The 13,428-nt window shown below is 71.7% G+C and carries 13 protein-coding genes; 10 read left to right on the top strand and 3 right to left on the bottom strand.

Annotated features, from left to right (window positions below):
• Nucleotides 1–47: 47 nt before the first annotated feature.
• From ACFC0D_RS16910 to ACFC0D_RS16895, 4 genes are all read left to right on the top strand, one after another.
• Nucleotides 48–626, top strand: a complete 579-nt coding sequence (locus ACFC0D_RS16910) for an RNA polymerase sigma factor (protein WP_376435902.1) — start codon at nucleotides 48–50, stop codon at nucleotides 624–626.
• Nucleotides 623–856 carry a hypothetical protein gene (locus ACFC0D_RS16905; protein WP_376435899.1) on the top strand — a complete coding sequence of 78 codons (234 nt, stop codon included), beginning with the start codon at nucleotides 623–625 and terminating at the stop codon, nucleotides 854–856. Before ACFC0D_RS16910 ends, ACFC0D_RS16905 begins: the two co-directional genes overlap by 4 nt.
• 300 nt (nucleotides 857–1,156) lie before the next feature.
• Nucleotides 1,157–1,822, top strand: coding sequence for an RNA polymerase sigma factor (locus ACFC0D_RS16900; protein ID WP_376436055.1), 666 nt, complete (start codon nucleotides 1,157–1,159; stop codon nucleotides 1,820–1,822).
• On the top strand, nucleotides 1,822–2,889 hold the full coding sequence (locus ACFC0D_RS16895) for a hypothetical protein (RefSeq protein WP_376435897.1): 1,068 nt from the start codon (nucleotides 1,822–1,824) through the stop codon (nucleotides 2,887–2,889). The genes ACFC0D_RS16900 and ACFC0D_RS16895 overlap by 1 nt, the downstream gene beginning before the upstream one ends.
• Before the next feature lie 154 nt (nucleotides 2,890–3,043).
• On the opposite strand, the gene ACFC0D_RS16890 is transcribed toward ACFC0D_RS16895, so the two are convergent.
• On the bottom strand, nucleotides 3,044–3,871 hold the full coding sequence (locus tag ACFC0D_RS16890) for a L,D-transpeptidase family protein (protein WP_376436052.1): 828 nt from the start codon (nucleotides 3,869–3,871) through the stop codon (nucleotides 3,044–3,046).
• Between the two features lie 242 nt (nucleotides 3,872–4,113).
• Here ACFC0D_RS16890 and ACFC0D_RS16885 point away from each other — a divergent pair, with 242 nt between their 5' ends.
• The 3 genes from ACFC0D_RS16885 to ACFC0D_RS16875 all read left to right on the top strand — a co-directional run bounded on the left by ACFC0D_RS16885 (nucleotide 4,114) and on the right by ACFC0D_RS16875 (nucleotide 7,313).
• Nucleotides 4,114–5,694 (top strand): methylmalonyl-CoA mutase, encoded by a 1,581-nt coding sequence (locus ACFC0D_RS16885; RefSeq protein ID WP_376435894.1) that lies wholly within the window; start codon nucleotides 4,114–4,116, stop codon nucleotides 5,692–5,694.
• An 81-nt stretch (nucleotides 5,695–5,775) separates the two neighbouring features.
• Complete coding sequence (leuE, locus tag ACFC0D_RS16880; protein WP_376435891.1) at nucleotides 5,776–6,432, top strand: leucine efflux protein LeuE; 657 nt, start codon at nucleotides 5,776–5,778, stop codon at nucleotides 6,430–6,432.
• Nucleotides 6,433–6,491: 59 nt separating this feature from the next.
• On the top strand, nucleotides 6,492–7,313 hold the full coding sequence (locus tag ACFC0D_RS16875) for a MerR family transcriptional regulator (protein WP_376435890.1): 822 nt from the start codon (nucleotides 6,492–6,494) through the stop codon (nucleotides 7,311–7,313).
• A 54-nt stretch (nucleotides 7,314–7,367) separates the two neighbouring features.
• Here the strand turns inward: ACFC0D_RS16875 and ACFC0D_RS16870 are convergent, their stop codons facing one another.
• Together ACFC0D_RS16870 and ACFC0D_RS16865 are read right to left on the bottom strand one after the other, a co-directional pair.
• Nucleotides 7,368–8,693, bottom strand: a complete 1,326-nt coding sequence (locus tag ACFC0D_RS16870; protein ID WP_376435887.1) for an alpha-2,8-polysialyltransferase family protein — start codon at nucleotides 8,691–8,693, stop codon at nucleotides 7,368–7,370.
• Nucleotides 8,690–9,694 (bottom strand): glycosyltransferase family 2 protein, encoded by a 1,005-nt coding sequence (locus ACFC0D_RS16865; RefSeq protein ID WP_376435884.1) that lies wholly within the window; start codon nucleotides 9,692–9,694, stop codon nucleotides 8,690–8,692. The genes ACFC0D_RS16870 and ACFC0D_RS16865 overlap by 4 nt, the downstream gene beginning before the upstream one ends.
• 187 nt (nucleotides 9,695–9,881) lie before the next feature.
• On the opposite strand from ACFC0D_RS16865, the gene ACFC0D_RS16860 reads away from it, so the two are divergent.
• From ACFC0D_RS16860 to ACFC0D_RS16850, 3 genes are read left to right on the top strand one after another with little or no spacing between them, the layout of a single operon-like run.
• On the top strand, nucleotides 9,882–11,150 hold the full coding sequence (locus tag ACFC0D_RS16860) for a DUF6716 putative glycosyltransferase (protein ID WP_376435881.1): 1,269 nt from the start codon (nucleotides 9,882–9,884) through the stop codon (nucleotides 11,148–11,150).
• Entirely contained in the window at nucleotides 11,150–12,361 is a 1,212-nt protein-coding gene (locus ACFC0D_RS16855; RefSeq protein WP_376435877.1) for a cytidylyltransferase domain-containing protein, read from the top strand. The genes ACFC0D_RS16860 and ACFC0D_RS16855 overlap by 1 nt, the downstream gene beginning before the upstream one ends.
• 14 nt (nucleotides 12,362–12,375) lie before the next feature.
• On the top strand, nucleotides 12,376–13,269 hold the full coding sequence (locus ACFC0D_RS16850; RefSeq protein ID WP_376435874.1) for an N-acetylneuraminate synthase family protein: 894 nt from the start codon (nucleotides 12,376–12,378) through the stop codon (nucleotides 13,267–13,269).
• Nucleotides 13,270–13,428: the final 159 nt, after the last annotated feature.

The raw sequence follows: 13,428 nt of genomic DNA, 5'->3' as shown, positions 1-13,428 counted from the left end.
GGACATGGGCACGGTGTGCGGTGCCGAGTCGGCACGAAGAGGGAAGCGTGGGCGCGTACGACGCGGAACTGGGGATCCTTGTCGAGCGCGCGCAGCGCGGGGACGAAGACGCCTTCGCCGAGGCCTATCGTCTGGTCCACCCCGGACTGCTCGGGTACGTACGCGGCCTGGTCGGCGAGGACGCCGAGGACGTCGCGTCGGAGGCCTGGCTGGAGATCGCCCGGGACCTGGGACGGTTCCGCGGCGACGGGGCGGGATTCCGCGGCTGGACCGCGGCGATCGCCCGCAACCGGGCGCTCGACCATCTGCGCCGCCAGAGCCGGCGGCCCCGCACCTCGTTACTCGAACAGGATGTACTGGAACTGCCCGGCGGTCACGACACGGCGGCCGCCGCCCTGGAGAGGCTGTCGACGGAGCAGGCGCTCGCCCTGGTCCGCAGCCTGCCGCGCGATCAGGCCGAGGCCGTGCTGCTCAGGGTCGTCGTCGGCCTGGACGGGCCGGCGACGGCACGCGTCCTGGGCAAACGACCCGGGGCGGTCCGCACCGCGGGCCACCGGGGTCTGAGGAGACTGGCGGGACTGCTCGCCGCCGTGGAGCCGCCGCGACGGCGGAAGGATGGGTCATGACACGCGAACCGGACCCGCTGGCCGCAGCGCTGGGCGCGGCGCTGCGGGGCGAACAGGGCGGTGCCGACGCGGGCGAGGCCAGGGCGCGCGAGGCGTTCCGCGCGGCGCGGGAGACCGAGGGGTACGCGGCGCGCCGCACCAGACGGCGGGACGACTGGCGATCGGTGCTGCCGGTACGCGGACGGTGGTGCGGTTGCCTGCCGCAGCGCGTCGGCCTCCCCAGGAGGTGAACCGCCCGCGGACGAAGGGTCAAAAGCCCTGAAATATGGGCGAAAAGGAGGACGACCGGGGCCGCCACCCCCCACAGGAGAGGCCCCGGTCGCCGTCCGCCGGAGCCGCAGCACGGCCCCGTACTCCCTACAGCGCCATGGATGCGTTTTCTGTCACACCGTCCTGCACCCCTAGAAGGTTGCAGGTTGTACAAAGACCGGACGAACATGGACGTGGCGACGGGGAAGGACGTAGCGTGCTCATGCGCGCCGGCTGGTGCTGCGGTGACGACCAGCCGCGATGACGAACAGGTGTGGGGATTGCTGGGGGACGACGCGGAGCTGACGGCCGCGGTGCTCGCTGCGCAGAACGGGGACGAGGACGCCTTCCGTACTGTGTACCGCGCCGTGCATCCCCGGCTGCTGGGCTACATACGCACGCTCGTCGGTGACGCCGACACCGAGGACGTCGCCTCGGAGTCCTGGCTCCAGATCGCGCGCGACCTCGACCGCTTCAGCGGCGACGCGGACCGGTTCCGGGGCTGGGCGGCCCGTATCGCCCGCAACCGCGCGCTGGACCACATCCGGATGCGGGGCAGACGCCCCGCCGCGACCGGAGACGAGACCGAACTCACCGACAAGCCCGCCGACTCCGACACCGCGGACGAGGCTCTGGAAGCACTGGCCACCGGCCACACCATGAATCTGATCGCCCAATTGCCGCAGGACCAGGCCGAGGCCGTCGTCCTGCGGGTCGTCGTCGGCCTGGACGCCAAGAGCGCCGCCGACACCCTGGGGAAGCGGCCCGGCGCGGTACGGACCGCCGCGCACCGAGGCCTCAAGCGCCTCGCCGAACTCCTCCATGCCGAGGGCGACGGAACCGGAACCCCGCTCGGGGGTGTACCGCCGCAGCGCGGTCGCAGACCGGGGGCGTCGGCCCCCGGTGGTGTGACGCAATCGCGTGCGCGGACGCAGAAGGACATGTGATGGCCGACGAGCGGTACCAGTGGCTCGACCAGGAGGCCGCGGAGCGGCTGCTCCGCGGCGAGCCGGTCGACGCCGTGGACGATCACGCCCGTGAGCAGGCCGAGCGCCTCGCCGAGGCCCTCGCAGCGGCCCGGTTCCCGCCCCTTGCCGTACCGGCGGACGCCGAACTCCCCGGCGAGGAGGCCGCCCTGGCCGCCTTCCGCAAGGCCGCTGCCGAGCGCTCCCTCGCCATGTCCCCGGCCGTCTTCGCACCCGGCGCCGCCGAGCTCGGCGGAGTACGGCTCGGGCGGGTGCCCGCCGCCCGGCAGTGGGGACGCTCGCTGCGGTACGGACTGGCCGCCGCGGTCGCCGCCGTCGCCGTCGGCGGGGTCGCCGTCGCCTCCGGCACGGGCATCCTGCCCTTCGACGACCGGGACCGGCCGGCTCCGGCCGGCTCCGTCTCGGCCGTGGAGATACCCGAGCCGGTCGCCTCGGGCTCCCCGGACGAGGGCTTCGGCACGGCCACGCCGTCGACGCCGCCCTCGGGAGAGGAACCGACGCCGGACGCGTCCCCCTCGCTGTCCCCGCCCCCGGCGACGCCCGGTGCCGACGGTACGGGCAGCTCGGGCGGGAACGACGGCACCCCCGAGCCGGGGAGGACCACGGGCCCCGCGAACCGGGACAGTCTCTCCGCCAAGATCGTCAAGGCGTGCCAGGACTACCGTGCCGGGCGCCTCGACGACAGTGCCCACCGCCGGCTCACGGACTCCGTCCGCACGGGCGAGACGGTACGGCGCTACTGCGACCGCGTCCTGGCCGGCGGAGCCACGGGCGGTGCCACCAGGGAGCCGTCCACCGACTCCTCGGGCGGCAAGGGCGACGGCAAGGGCGACGACGGCTCCTCCGGAGAGGGCGAGCGAGCGGGAGCCCCCTCCGGCGCCGGCGGCAAGGGCCGCCACGAGAACCGCGGCAAGGGCCGGGGCGACCATCGCGTCGACGGCCGTGACGACACCCGTGGGAACCACGGTGACAGCGGCCGGAACACCGGTCGCGACGATCGTTCCGACCGCTCCCGGGACCTGGCGTAACACTTTTCGGCCCGTCGGCGCAGTACTGAGTGAGCCGACTGGTCATCGGCCGCGCAGAGAGCCGGGGTTCCCCCCGTACCTTCGGCTCCGCGCACCCGGCGCGGGTGGGACACGTTCCCCCGGTCCCACCCGCGCCCCTTCTCCTCCCGCGTCCCTACCAGTGGACGACGACCTTGTCGCCGACCTTCACCTGGTCGAAGAGCGCCGCCAGCTTCGTCTTGTCCCGGACGTTGACGCAACCGTGCGAGGCCCCGTTGTAGCCGCGGGCCGCGAAGTCCGACGAGTAGTGCACGGCCTGGCCACGGCTGAAGTACATCGAGTACGGCATCGACGTGTGGTACAGCTTCGACCAGTCCTGGCGGACCTTGCGGTCGACCTGGAACGTGCCCTCGCGGGTCGGGGTGTTCTCCGAGCCGAAGCGGACGTCCATCGACGAGACGACCTTGCCGTCGATCATCCAGGCCAGCGTCCGGCTCTCCTTGCTGATGCACAGCACACGGCCGGTCATGCAGCGCTCGTCCGGCTTGTCCAGCTTGTTGGTGGTGGACGGCTTGAGCTCGTCCGCCGTCGGCTTGTGCGTCATCCCCAGCAGCCGCTCCCAGGTGGTCTCGTCGACCGAGCCGGTCTGCGGCAGCCCCCGCTTCTTCTGGAAGGCCTTGACCGCGCCGCCGGTCATCGTGCCGAAGAAGCCGGTGGGCGCGCGGTCGAAGTAGCCGACCTGGCGCAGCCGGGCCTGCAACTCGCGCACCTTCGCGTTCTCGTCGCCGTCCTTCATCAGGACCTTGGCGGCCGGCTGCGTGGAGGTGGGGGAGGAGCTGGGCGTGGTGGACGGCTTGTCGTCCGTCGTCGGCGTACCGCTCGGCTCGGCCGTCGGCGAGGTCGGGGCCGGTGCCGAGGACGAGGTCGACGGAGCGGCGGTCGTCGACGGCGACGTGCCCCCGCCGCCGGCCGCCTGGGCCGTACAGCTGGTGGCGAGTGCCATGGCGGCCACGGCCAAGAGTGTTCTGGGTATGACGGACGAACGGCGCATCGGAAGCCCCCCGGAATGTGTCTGTGTACCTATTGGATGCTTCCCATGCCCGCTTGGTTGCGCACCTGCCGCAAGTACGGAGGATGCTTGTGAGGAAGGTCCCGGCGTGCGGCGCTCCACACGTCGCGGGGCCGCCGCTACAGTCCGCCGCGAGGGTCGATACCGCGGAGCAGGTCTACCGGGAGGCACAGCAGATGGCGCGCGAGTCGGAGTCGGGTCTCCCCATCGAGCCGGTCTACGGACCGGACGCCCTGGACGGATGGGCACCCGCCGAGAAACTCGGCGAGCCGGGCTCGTACCCCTTCACGCGCGGTGTGTACCCGTCGATGTACACCGGCCGTCCCTGGACCATGCGCCAGTACGCCGGCTTCGGCACCGCGGTCGAGTCCAACGCCCGCTACAAGCAGCTCATCGCCAACGGCACGACGGGCCTGTCCGTCGCCTTCGACCTGCCGACCCAGATGGGCCACGACTCGGACGCACCGATCGCGCACGGCGAGGTCGGCAAGGTCGGCGTGGCCATCGACTCGATCGACGACATGCGGGTGCTGTTCGACGGGATCCCGCTGGACAAGGTCTCCACGTCGATGACCATCAACGCCCCCGGCGCCCTGCTGCTGCTCCTCTACCAACTCGTCGGCGAGGAGCAGGGTGTCCCGGCGGACAAGCTGACGGGCACCATCCAGAACGACGTGCTCAAGGAGTACATCGCCCGCGGCACGTACATCTTCCCGCCCAAGCCCTCGCTGCGGCTGATCGCGGACATCTTCAAGTACTGCAGGGCCGAGATCCCGAAGTGGAACACCATCTCGATCTCCGGCTACCACATGGCCGAGGCCGGCGCCTCGCCCGCGCAGGAGATCGCGTTCACCCTCGCCGACGGCATCGAGTACGTCCGTACCGCCGTCGCCGCCGGCATGGACGTGGACGACTTCGCGCCCCGCCTCTCCTTCTTCTTCGTGGCCCGTACGACGATCCTGGAGGAGGTCGCCAAGTTCCGGGCCGCCCGCCGGATCTGGGCGCGGGTGATGAAGGAGGAGTTCGGGGCGGAGGACCCCAAGTCGCTGATGCTCCGCTTCCACACCCAGACCGCCGGTGTACAGCTCACCGCCCAGCAGCCCGAGGTCAACCTGGTGCGCGTCGCCGTCCAGGGCCTCGCCGCCGTCCTCGGCGGCACGCAGTCCCTGCACACCAACTCGTTCGACGAGGCCATCGCCCTGCCGACGGACAAGTCCGCGCGCCTGGCGCTGCGCACCCAGCAGGTCCTCGCCTACGAGACCGATGTCACCGCCACCGTCGACCCCTTCGCCGGCTCGTACGTCGTGGAGAGGATGACGGACGACGTCGAGGCCGCCGCGCTGGAGCTCATGCGGAAGGTCGAGGACATGGGCGGCGCGGTCGACGCGATCGAGCGCGGCTTCCAGAAGAACGAGATCGAGCGCTCCGCCTACCGGATCGCGCAGGAGACGGACAGCGGCGAGCGGGTGGTCGTCGGTGTCAACCGCTTCACGATCGACGTCGAGGAGCCCTACGAGCCGCTGCGCGTGGACCCGGCGATCGAGGCTCAGCAGGCCGCGCGGCTGGCCACGCTGCGCTCCGAACGCGACCGGGCGGCCGTGGACGCGGCGCTCGCCGAGCTGCGGAAGGCGGCCGAGGGAACGGCCAACGTCCTGTACCCGATGAAGGCCGCGCTCAAGGCGCGGGCCACCGTCGGCGAGGTGTGCAACGCGCTGCGGGAGGTCTGGGGCACGTACACCCCGTCCGACGCGTTCTAGGCCATTCCGCTTCGCGCCAGGCGATTCCGCATCGCGAAACATGAAGGCGGACCGTCGTACCCACGTGCGAGACTCCGTTTCATGCTGGGAGTCACCGATCTGCCGACCTATCTCGCGGGCCTCGCCCTCATCATCCTGCTGCCGGGGCCGAACTCGCTGTACGTGCTGTCCGTCGCCGCCCGCAAGGGCACCCGGACCGGATACAAGGCCGCCGCAGGCGTCTTCACCGGGGACGCCGTCCTGATGACGCTGGCCGCGCTCGGTGCGGCCTCGCTGCTCCAGACCACGCCCCTGCTCTTCATGATCGTGAAGTACGCGGGCGCGGGCTATCTGACCTGGATGGCGATCGGCATGCTGCGGGCCGCGTGGAGCATGTGGCGCAGCCGCGGCGAGCTGACGGCCGAGGAGCCCGAGGCGGCTGGGGCCGCACCCGGGGAGAACCCGTACCGCCGCGCGCTGATCATCAGCCTCTTCAACCCGAAGGCGATCCTCTTCCTGATCTCGTTCTTCGTGCAGTTCGTGGACCCCGGATACGCCTACCCGGCCCTCTCCTTCCTGGTGCTCGGCACGCTCCTCCAGCTCGGCAGCTTCCTCTACCTCACGACGCTGATATTCGGCGGGACGCGGCTCGCCTCCGCGTTCCGGCGGCGCAGGCGGCTCTCGGCCGGGGCGACCTCGGCGGCGGGCGCGCTCTTCCTCGGCTTCGCGGCCAAGCTGTCCCTCAGCAGCACCGCCTGACCCCTCGGCGGCACCGCCTTGACCCTGACACCGTGTGAGGCCGTTCCGTAGGGGGCGTCATGTTCACCATCGGAGACTTCGCCCGGCACGGGCGGGTGTCGGTCCGGATGCTGCGCCACTACGACGCCATCGGACTGCTGCGCCCGGCCCATGTCGACCCGCACAGCGGCTACCGCTTCTACGAGGCCGGCCAGCTGGCCCGCCTCAACCGCGTCATCGCGCTCAAGGAGCTCGGCTTCACCCTCGAACAGGTGGGGTCGATCCTCGACGAGCAGCTCGGCGCGGAGGAGCTGCGCGGCATGTTGCGGCTGCGCCAGGCCGAGCTGGAGACGGCCCTGGCGGAGGCGGCGGGACGGCTGGCACAGGTCGGCGCGCGGCTCCGGGCCATCGAGAGCGAGGGACACATGTCCACGCAGGACGTCGTGATCAAGAAGGTTCCGCCGGTGCGGCTCGCCGAGCTGAGCGGGGAGGCCGCCGGGTTCGGCACCGGAGAGATCGGCCCGGTCATCCAGCCGCTGTACGAGCGGCTGTGCGCGACCCTGGAGGCCGCGGGCGTGACCGGGTTCGGTCCCGGGATCGCGTACTACGAGGACGCGGGCCGGGGCGACGGCTCGATCGTCGTGCACGCGGGGATGACGATCCCGGCCGGGACCGAGCCGGACGGCGTCGACATCGTCGTGCTGCCGGGCCTGGAGGAGGCGGCCACGGTCGTCCACCGGGGCCCGATGGAAGACCTCCTGCCGACCGTCCAGACCCTGGCCACCTGGATCGACGCCCACGGCTACCGCTCGGCGGGCTATGCCAGGGAGCTGTATCTGGAGTGCCCGGACGACAGGGCGATGTGGGTGACGGAGCTCCAGGAGCCGGTCGTCCGCGCCTAGCGGTTCCGCGCCTGGCGGTACGGAGGGGGTGGGGCCCGGGCCCCACCCCCTCCGTCACTTCGCGAGGGCCCGCTTCAGACGCAGCGCGCGGCGGGCCAGCCGACGGACCTGCGGGTGACGCGGGACCGGGAGGCCGCCCGGAAGACCCAGGACCGTGAGCCGACGGCGCGTGAAGTAGTGCCGGGTCCGCTCGGCGAGCGGCCCCGACAGATGACGCGCCGCCGCACCCCGCAGATCCACACGGACCTTGGGCTGCATCGCGAACCCGACCGCTGCGACCAGACCCGCCAGCCCCTCGTCGTCCAGCCGCTCGTCGTCCAGCCCCTCGTCGGGCGTGTGGCCCTCCAGGTCGGGGACGAGCGCGTCGACGAGGGTGAGCGGCACACGGTTGCTGTTCTGGTACGGGGTCAGCCGGTCCAGGACCGTCCGGGTGCCGACCCGGGCCACCGGGATCCAGTAGAACGCCTGCGCCGTCATCAGAGCCGTCGAGAAACAGCCGACCACCAGCGCGGGCCGCAGCTCCCGGTACACCACCTCCGCGAGGACCGGCCGGTCGAGCACGGCCAGTTCGGCACCGAGCGCCGACGCCTCCGCGGCCAGCCTCCGCGTCCAGGCGTCCGGCGCCGTCGGGTGCGGCTTGAAGACGAGCCGACGGTGGCCGCGCGCGATCGCGCCGCGCACCATGCGTACGTGCAGCTCCTCCTCCTCGGCCGGAGTGAGCAGGGAGAGCGCCGCCAGATACTGGCCGAGGAGCAGTGCGGGACCCTCCTCCTCGGAGCCGGGACCCGGGAGATCCGCCAGCTCCGCGACCACCTTCGTGAAGGCCTCCGTCGGCACCACCTCGGCCGTCGCCCCGAACTCCGCGAGCAGCAGCGGCGCGAGCCCGGGCACCAGGTCGAGATGGAGCAGCCGGCGCACCCGCTCACCGACCAGCGGGTCGATCTTGTTGCGGGTCGGGCCGTAGCTCATCAACCCGTCGGCGTACACATCGAGCGGAGCCTCGGAGAACAGCCGGGCGATCGTCAGGGCCGGGGCGACCTGCACCGACTCCACGGCCAGTTCGACCCGGTCGTCGCCGAGCCCCCACAGCAGCCGCAGATGACGCTCCAGCATCGGCAGGTCGTCCGCCCGCGGCGTCCAGCCGGAGGGGTGGAGCGGGGAGATCGCCTCGTTCCACGACAGCACGCCGTCGAACCGGCCGCGCAGCCGCTCGAAGCCGGGCATCTCGTCCAGCGCCGGCGTCGTCTCCGGCACCGCCGCGTTGTTGCCGACGAGCAGCAGACGCCGGTCGGCAGGGCCGAAGCAGCCGCTGTCCAGGGCTGCGGCCAGCGTCGTCGCGCCGTAGAGCGTCGAGGCGTAGAAGATCTGGGTTGTCCTCACGCGGCTGCCTCCGAGGCCGAAGGGGCGGGCAGGGAGCTCACGCCCACGCGGCGGCGGCGCAGCTTGCGCAGCACGGCCGCCCGCTGCTCGTCCATCGAGCCCAACGCGTCACCGAGCACGTCCTGCGGCATACGGCGCAGGGCGGCCGCGCTCATCGAACGCAATTTCTTCGCCACGGCCGGTTCGAATCGTTCGACCGAGGAAATGTGGTGCGAAATAAGAGCGCAATAGGTACGGACAGCCTTCGGGAGAAGCTGTTCCGCGTCCACATCCTTCGCCGTTTCTTCGATCACCTGGTCGAAAGCGCGGATGAAATCCAGCTGGCGTACATCTCCTATCTGGGTGAGCGAGGTGGACACCCCGCGCCGGTAGAAGATCCCCAGTGTGCTGACGGCGGCGAAGGAATCCGCCTCCCGGTGCAGCTTCCAGATCCACGGACGGTCCTCCGCCGTCCGCAGCCCGGGCGTGAAGTGCAGCAGCCCTCGGTCGAGCAGGCGCCGGTGGTACATCCCCGCCCAGGCGTACGGATAGTCCACCGACGTCGTCCGGTCCGCGGGCAGGATCGCGTCGCGGGGGCGCAGCACCTCGCCGCGCCGCCCGACCGGGGACCGGCGGACCGAGCGGTTCCGCCCCGTGCACACCACATGGTCGGTACGGAGGAAGTCGCACTCCAGCTCGTCCATGGCCGTCACCAGCCGGGCGAAATGGCCGGGCGCGAGCCAGTCGTCCCCGTCGAGGAAGGCGAGGTACCGCCCACGGGCCGCGTCGAGTCCGGTGTTGCGCGCGGTGGCGAGCCCCTCGTTCTGCGCGTGTCTGATGAGGACCGCCCCCGGAACCTCGCGTACCGCCCGTTCGAGGAGCTCCGGGGTCCCGTCCGTCGAACAGTCGTCGACAAGAAGGAACTCGAAGTCCTCACGGGCGTTCGCGCGCAGGCTTGTGAGGGTGTCGGGGGCATATGTCTGCACGTTGTAGAACGGCACGACGACGGAGAGCTTGACCACCCGGCCGACGCTAGGCGCCGCCCCGGCATTCGTTCTGACCGACAGAGAGATGTTCGGTGAACACAAAGAGGCGGGCGCCTTAACCGCCCCCGATCCCGCCCATTTTCAGAAGCGGGAAGGGCTCTGTTCACCGTTTGTTGTGGCTCAGTTGGGCCGGGAAACGGAATGCCTCTCTAGCGTCCTCGACGTGCCAGCAAGTACCAAAGAAGCGGTACGCGTCGCCGTACTCGCCGACTCCGACACCCGGTGGAAATGGGGCGCGCTCACCGCACGCCGCATCACGGCCGCCGAGCCCACCGGTTTCGTCCTGCGCGGTCGGGCCACACCCACCGCGCGCCAACTCGCCGAGACCGGGGTGTCCACGACACCCCCGCGCGAGGTGACGGGCGCGGAGTTCCTCCGCGAGGTGAAGGACGGGGCGTACGACCTCGTCGTACTCTCCCTCGTCGGCGGCACGGTCCGCGCGGTCCTCCAGGGGATCGCCGATCTGAGCCTGGAACGACGCCCGGTGATCGTCACCGGCTATGTCGGCGTCGTCTACGAGAAGCTCGCCGACGGACTGCTCCTGCGCCACGGCGCGGACGTCGTCCTCGCCAACTCCCGCCACGACGCCGAACGTTTCCGCGCCGTGTACGAAGGAGTGGGCGCCGACGCCTCCTCGGTGGTGGAGGCCGCGCTGCCGTTCCTCGGCGGTGCGCCCTACGCCCCCGAGGCCGGCCGGGACACCCTCGTCTTCGCCGCCCAGCCCTCCGTGCCGGTGACCCGCGCCGACCGTACGTACCTGCTCCGCAGGCTCGTCGAACACGCCAGGCTGCACCCGGGTCGCGAGGTCCTGCTCAAGCTCCGCTCCAAGCCCGGCGAGCACACCACCCACCTGGAGGAGCTGCCGTACCAGAGGCTGGTACGCGATTTGGACACCCCGCCCAACTTCCGCCTGGTGTACGGGCACATGGGCGAGGTCCTGGACCGCACCGACCTGCTGGTCACGGTCTCCTCGACGGCCGCGCTCGAAGCGCTCCACCGGCGGATCCCCACGGCGATCCTCACCGACATGGGCGTGCGCGAAGTCCTCGGCAACCACCACTTCATCGGCTCGGGACTGCTGACCTCCTTCGACCGGCTCGACAAGGACGTGCGCCCGGAGCCGGACGAGGAATGGCTCTCGCGGCAGGGCGTCGCCGCCGGAGGTTCGTACGAGAAGGCCTTCGACGCCGCCCGTGACCGGGTCGCCGCACTGCTCGCCGGACCCGCGCTGCCCCCCATCACCCCCTACTACACAGCGGAGACGGCCCCCGGCTACCTGCCCGGGATCCTCGCCCGCCACCGCCTCGACGTGACCGCGCCGGAACCCCGCGACAGCGGGCTGCGCCGGATCGTCCGGGAGGCGGCGCGGGGCGCGTACCGCCACGGCGTCCAGCGCGTGGCCCCCGTCATCCGCCGCCTTGGAGAACTCTGATGACCACGACCGTGCTTGCCGTCATCCCGGCGCGGGGCGGCTCCAAGGGCGTCCCCGCCAAGAACCTCGCCCCGGTGGCGGGCCTCCCGCTGGTCTCCCGCGCGGTCCGCGCCTGTCTCGGCGCCCGACTGGTCACCGACGTCCTCGTCTCCACGGACGACGCGGCGATCGCGGCCGCCGCCCGCGCCGCCGGCGCGGAGGCGGTCCACCGCCCGGCAGCCATCGCCGGCGACACCGCCACCAGCGAATCGGCCGTCCTGCACGCGATGGACGCCTTCGAGGCCACCCACGGCCGCCGTGTCGACGTGGTCCTCCTCGTCCAGTGCACCAGCCCCTTCCTCACGTCGGAAGAGGTCGACGGCACCGCCGAGAAGATCACCACCGGCGGCGCCGACACCGCCTTCACCGCGGCCCCGACCCACGGCTTCCTGTGGCGCGAAGGCGGCGAGGGCGGCTCGGAGGGCGGGGGCGGCTCGCAGGGCGCCCACGGCGTGAACCACGACAAGGCCCACCGCCCCCGCAGGCAGGACCGAGAGGCCGAGTACCTGGAGACCGGCGCCGTCTACGCGATGACCGCCGAGGGATTCCGTACCCACGGGCACCGCTTCTTCGGCCACACCGCCCTCGTCGTCACCGACCCCGCCCGGGTCCTGGAGATCGACGACCCCCGCGACCTCGCCCGCGCCCGCGCGCTCGCGCCGCTGCTCGACACCCCCGTGTCCCCGCGCTACGACGAGATCGACGCCGTCGTCCTCGACTTCGACGGCACCCAGACAGACGACCGGGTCCATCTCGACTCCGAGGGCCACGAGTTCGTCTCCGCGCACCGCGGCGACGGCCTCGGCATCGCCGCCCTGCGCCGCGCCGGAATGCCGGTCCTGATCCTCTCCACCGAGCAGAACGCCGTCGTCGCCGCCCGCGCCCGCAAGCTCAAGATCCCCGTCCTGCACGGCATCGACCGCAAGGACCTCGCCCTCAAGCAGTGGTGCGAGGAACAGGGCATCGACCCGCAGCGCGTCCTCTACGCCGGCAACGACGTCAACGACCTCCCGTGCTTCCACCTCGTCGGCTGGCCCGTCGCGGTGGCGAGCGCGCACGACTCCGTACGGGCCGCCGCCCGTGCGGTGACCCTCACCCCCGGTGGCTCCGGAGCCGTCCGCGAGATCGCGGCCTGGCTTCTCGGACCCGAGCTCGACACCCCCAACTCGTAAGGAACGGCAAGAATATGAACACGCGCACTCGTACCTTCGGCAGCAAGACCGCCGGCCCGGGTCACGCCGTCTACGTCACCGGCGAGATCGGCATCAACCACAACGGCGAGCTCGAGAACGCCATCGCGCTCATCGACGTCGCCGCCGACGCCGGCTGCGACGCCGTGAAGTTCCAGAAGCGCACGCCGGAGATCTGCACCCCGCGCGACCAGTGGGACATCGAGCGCGACACCCCCTGGGGCCGCATGACGTACATCGACTACCGCCACCGCGTGGAGTTCGGCGAGGACGAGTACCGCGCCATCGACGAGCACTGCACGAGGCGCGGCATCGACTGGTTCGCCTCCCCGTGGGACACCGAGGCCGTCGCCTTCCTGGAGAAGTTCGACGTCCCGGCCCACAAGGTCGCCTCCGCCTCCCTCACCGACGACGAGCTGCTGCGCGCCCTGCGCGACACCGGCCGCACGGTCATCCTGTCGACGGGCATGTCCACCCCGAAGCAGATCCGCCACGCGGTCGAGGTCCTCGGCTCGGACAACATCCTGCTCTGCCACGCCACGTCCACGTACCCGGCGAAGGCCGAGGAGCTCAACCTCCGCGTGATCGACACGCTGAAGGAGGAGTACCCGAACGTCCCGATCGGCTACTCCGGCCACGAGACCGGCCTCCAGACCACGCTGGCCGCCGTCGCGCTGGGCGCCACCTTCGTCGAGCGCCACATCACCCTCGACCGCGCCATGTGGGGCTCCGACCAGGCCGCGTCCGTCGAGCCGCAGGGCCTGCAGCGCCTGGTCCGCGACATCCGCACCATCGAGACCGCGCTCGGCGACGGCATCAAGAAGGTCTACGAGTCGGAGCTCGGCCCGATGAAGAAGCTCCGCCGGGTCCAGGGGCTCGTCGCCGCATGACCGGCCAGCTGGCGTTCGTCGAGAGCCCGGTCCAGCTCCTGAACGTCCTGGAGTGGGCACACGCCCGGTCCACCGCCGCGGACCCCAGCGATCCCGGCCTTCCCCCTCCCGGGGTCGTGGGGGGGGGGGGGGGGCCCGGGGGGGGGCGGGCCCCCCCCC

This window comes from Streptomyces sp. NPDC056222, from assembly GCF_042264065.1.
In the GTDB taxonomy this organism is placed as follows: Bacteria; Actinomycetota; Actinomycetes; order Streptomycetales; family Streptomycetaceae; genus Streptomyces.
Note: the sequence above shows the minus strand (reverse complement) of the source record. Positions and strands in the feature narration are given on the sequence as shown.

Excerpts from the sequence above, each read along its gene's own strand:
- ACFC0D_RS16905 (WP_376435899.1), top strand. The coding sequence starts at position 623 with ATGACACGCGAACCGGACCCGCTGGCCGCAGCGCTGGGCGCGGCGCTG.
- ACFC0D_RS16895 (WP_376435897.1), top strand. The coding sequence starts at position 1,822 with ATGGCCGACGAGCGGTACCAGTGGCTCGACCAGGAGGCCGCGGAGCGG.
- ACFC0D_RS16890 (WP_376436052.1), bottom strand. The coding sequence starts at position 3,871 with ATGGCACTCGCCACCAGCTGTACGGCCCAGGCGGCCGGCGGCGGGGGC.
- ACFC0D_RS16885 (WP_376435894.1), top strand. The coding sequence starts at position 4,114 with ATGGCGCGCGAGTCGGAGTCGGGTCTCCCCATCGAGCCGGTCTACGGA.
- leuE (WP_376435891.1), top strand. The coding sequence starts at position 5,776 with ATGCTGGGAGTCACCGATCTGCCGACCTATCTCGCGGGCCTCGCCCTC.
- ACFC0D_RS16875 (WP_376435890.1), top strand. The coding sequence starts at position 6,492 with ATGTTCACCATCGGAGACTTCGCCCGGCACGGGCGGGTGTCGGTCCGG.
- ACFC0D_RS16855 (WP_376435877.1), top strand. The coding sequence starts at position 11,150 with ATGACCACGACCGTGCTTGCCGTCATCCCGGCGCGGGGCGGCTCCAAG.
- ACFC0D_RS16850 (WP_376435874.1), top strand. The coding sequence starts at position 12,376 with ATGAACACGCGCACTCGTACCTTCGGCAGCAAGACCGCCGGCCCGGGT.